This is a genomic window from Streptomyces sp. NPDC059564, from assembly GCF_042735575.1.
Taxonomy (GTDB): domain Bacteria; phylum Actinomycetota; class Actinomycetes; order Streptomycetales; family Streptomycetaceae; genus Streptomyces.
Window position 1 is genome coordinate 1 of record NZ_JBHWBP010000550.1, and the last position, 3,398, is coordinate 3,398.

General features: G+C 75.1%; 4 protein-coding genes. 1 reads left to right on the forward strand and 3 read right to left on the reverse strand.

Translation table 11 applies throughout. The features are described from left to right. Positions 1 to 195: hypothetical protein (locus ACFV0Q_RS39915; protein WP_385012801.1), on the reverse strand; the 195-nt coding region annotated here is incomplete at its 3' end. 106 nt (positions 196 to 301) lie between these two features. Next, a complete protein-coding gene (locus ACFV0Q_RS39920) occupies positions 302 to 1,660 on the reverse strand; it encodes a DUF2252 domain-containing protein (RefSeq protein ID WP_385012803.1) in 1,359 nt (452 codons plus the stop codon). A gap of 167 nt (positions 1,661 to 1,827) precedes the next feature. Here ACFV0Q_RS39920 and ACFV0Q_RS39925 point away from each other — a divergent pair, with 167 nt between their 5' ends. Further along, complete coding sequence (locus ACFV0Q_RS39925; RefSeq protein WP_385012805.1) at positions 1,828 to 2,145, forward strand: SH3 domain-containing protein; 318 nt, start codon at positions 1,828 to 1,830, stop codon at positions 2,143 to 2,145. A gap of 67 nt (positions 2,146 to 2,212) precedes the next feature. Here the strand turns inward: ACFV0Q_RS39925 and ACFV0Q_RS39930 are convergent. After that, a partial coding sequence (locus ACFV0Q_RS39930) for an aromatic acid exporter family protein (protein ID WP_385012807.1) occupies positions 2,213 to 3,398 on the reverse strand: 1,186 nt, incomplete at its 5' end.

Genomic DNA, 3,398 nt, shown 5'->3' on the forward strand with positions numbered 1-3,398 from the left:
GTCGTTGAGGGCGCGGGGGGCCGTGAACCCCTCGCCCGAGATGGTGACGTACGTGCCGTTCGCCGCGGGCGTGACCGTACAGCTGGCGGTCGGCACCGCGGCGCCGGCGGCCGGTGCGAGGACGACGGTGCCGCCGCAGACGACCGAGGAGACGAGCAGGGACGTGACCGCGGCGCATCGGGTGCGTCGGTACATGGGATGCTCCCATCGGAGACGGAGGGGGAGCGCGCGCATCCCCTCCATGCTGCCCCGCCCGCCACGGGGTGTCGACCGGGGACCGCGCAGCCCTGGTGCCCGAAGGTCAGGACGCCGCCGGGCGCGCCCCGTGCGAGGGGACGGGGCTGTCGGTCAGGGCCGCCGTCAGCGCGCCGTGGTCGGCGAGCGTGAGGTCCGCGTAGCCGAGGGCGAAGCGGCCGACGGCCCGGTCGAAGGTGTCGCCGGAGCCCAGGTAGCCGGCGATCGCGATCCGGTCGCCGGTACGGGCGTGGGCGCGGGCCAGGGTCCGGCCGCACAGGCGCGCGTACTCCTCCAGCAGGATCGGGTCCATGCCGGAGACGTCGGCGGACCCCTTCATGTCGCGCAGCTGCCGCCAGTAGAACGGCCGGCCCGCAGGCCCCGTGGCCCAGCCGAGGAAGATGTCGCCGGCCGCCTGCATCAGCCGCTGGCCGGCCACCACCCGGTGCCCGGCGTGCCGGTGCCGGGACGCCCCGGCGTGGGCCTCCAGCACCGAGGGACCGGCCTCCTTGATCTGGAGGAACAGCGGGTCGCCCGCGTCCCGCCCGGTCAGCAGGACCACGAAGCAGCGGGTCCCGACGCTGCCCACGCCCACCACCTTCCGGGCCACGTCCACCACCTGGAAGCGGTCCAGCAGTTGCCGCCGCTCCTCCGGCAGGGAGTCCCGGTAGTCCGCGAACACCTGCCGCACCGTCACGTCGTCCAGTTCCGCGACCGGCTCCAGCAGCGGCGGATCGCGGCGGATCCGCGGCCGGCCGTCCACCACCTCCGTCATCTTCTCCAGCGCCTGCAGGCTGGTGCGCCGCCGGGCACGCTCCAGTCCGGCCGCCACCCGCGCCCGGTGCCGGCGCCGCACCAACGGCAGCACCTCCGCGCTGTCCACCCGCTCGTACCAGACGGCGAGTTCCCCGAGCCCGGCCAGCCTGCGCACCGTGTGCCGGTACGAGGCCACGGCCGCCTCGGCGGCCCGCAGTGCGTCGGCGTCGTCGTGGCCGTTCGCCCGGGCGGCCACGGCCACGCTCGCCGCCAGCCGTTTGACGTCCCACTCGAAGGGCCCGGGCAGCGTCTCGTCGAAGTCGTTGAGGTCGAACAGCAGGGACCGCTCCGGTGAGGCGTACAGCCCGAAGTTCAGCAGGTGCGCGTCCCCGCACAGCTGCACCAGCAGCCCGGTGTGCTCGCCCGCCCCCAGGTCGGCGGCCATCACGGCGGCCGCCCCGCGCAGGAATGGGAAGGGGCCCGCCGCCATCCGCGCGTACCGCAGGGGCAGCAGCTCCCGCAGCCGGCCCGCGCCCTGCGCCGCCAGGACGGACAGGGGGTCCGCCCGCGTGTCGGGCCGCGGCGTCCTGTCGTGCGCCGACCGGGGCAGCCGCTTGCGCCGCGCCCGGCCGTGCCGGGCCCGCTCGTCGGGGGAGGCGGGCGCGTCCATGCCCCACTCATACCACCGGATCCGGCCGTCCGCCGATCGGGCGACCGTGCGGTGTGCCGGACGACCGTACGGGGGCGGGCGGCGCAGGGTCGTTCTCGGCGCCGTGCCCGGCGCCCGGACGCGAGACGGGCCGCGGAACCCGCGGAGCGGGAGATGGGGAGACGCAGATGCGCATGTTCAGGAGGATCGCGTGGTCGGGAACGGCGGCAGCCGCCGCGGTCGCCCTCTTCGCCGGGAACGCGCTGGCGACGTCCTCGGGCGCCGACGGCCTGGTCGTGAGCCACGCAGGTCTGAAGGTGCACGCCCACGCGAACCTCGGCGCCAAGGTGGTCGGGGTCCTCGACCCCTGGCAGAAGGTCAAGCTGGCCTGCCAGACCGAGTCCGCGTGGGTGCAGGGCAACGACATCTGGTACCGGCTGCAGGGCCGGCCGGGCTGGGTGTCCGCCCGCTACGTGCACAACTACACCCTCGTCCCCTGGTGCTGAAGCGGGGCTGAACGTAGAGCTCGACGCGCGGCTGAACACCCGGCCGGGACCGGCCCGAAGGGCACGATCACGCCCTCTCCCCCTCCCCGGCCGGCCGCTCGCGCAGGCGGCGCGGCCACCGCCGGCGGTCGCGCCGGGCCCGCGCGTGCCGGTCCAGTTCCTCCAGCAGCCGCTCGGACCGCTTGTCGACGCTCAGCTCGTCCAGCACCCGGTCGGCCTCCGCGAGGAGCGCCCCGTACAGCTGCCATTCCCCGGGACGGCGGGCGATCTGCCCGGGCAGCAGCGCCGCCAGCCGCTCGCGGCTCTCGCGGGCGGTGCCGAGTTCCCGGATGAGGAGGGATTCGGCCTCCTCGGCGTTCGAACTCACCTGGGCCGTGATCAGCCGGGCGAAGGCCTCCACGGCCGCGGCGGTGTGCCCGTACAGCTCGCGCAGGGCGTCGGCGACCGGGGGAGGGAAGGGCGGCTCGTCGCCGCGCGCCTTGGCCAGGTCGGTGAGCGTGCGGCAGGAGACGCGCAGCACCACCGCGCAGATCTCCAGGGTGTCCAGTCCGGTGCGCAGCACCAGCCCGAAGAGGACCCCCTCCTTGACCCGGGGGTTCAGCCGCAGGCTGTCCTCGGCCTGCCGGAGCGCGGCGTCGACGTCCGCGATGTCGTTGTCGAGCCGACGTGCCTCGTGCAGCCGGGCCGCGGCCCGCTCCACCGTGGTCGCCCCGTCCGTCTCGCCGCCGATGTGCAGCAGCAGGGTGCTCATACGGGCGGCGAGATCGGTGATCGATTCGCCGGCGGGCCCGATCCAGACCGGCGGGACCAGCAGCACGTTGAAGGCGAGGCCCACGGCGGCGCCGATCAGTGTTTCGAGGACCCGGTCCCAGGCCGTGTCCGCCACCTGGGTCACGCCGAGGACGAGCATCGCGCTGATGGCCACCTCGGGGACGAACTCGCCCGCGCGCACCAGCCGCCCCACGACCAGTGAGGCGAGGATGATCAGTCCCAGGCTCCACCAGGTCAGGCCGACCAGGGCGCTGAACCCGATCGCGATCAGCACCCCGGCGACGACGGAGTTCACGCGCCGGATGCCGGTCGTGAGCGTGGAGTAGAGGGTCACCTGGACGACGAGCAGCGCGGTCAGGGGCGCGGTGAGCGGCGCCGGCTCGCTGCTGAGGCGGAGCGCGACGACGTACGAGACCACGGCGGCGGCCGTCGAGCGGAGCGCCTGGACGACGGCGGGCTCCCGGTGGCGGCGTACGAGTCTC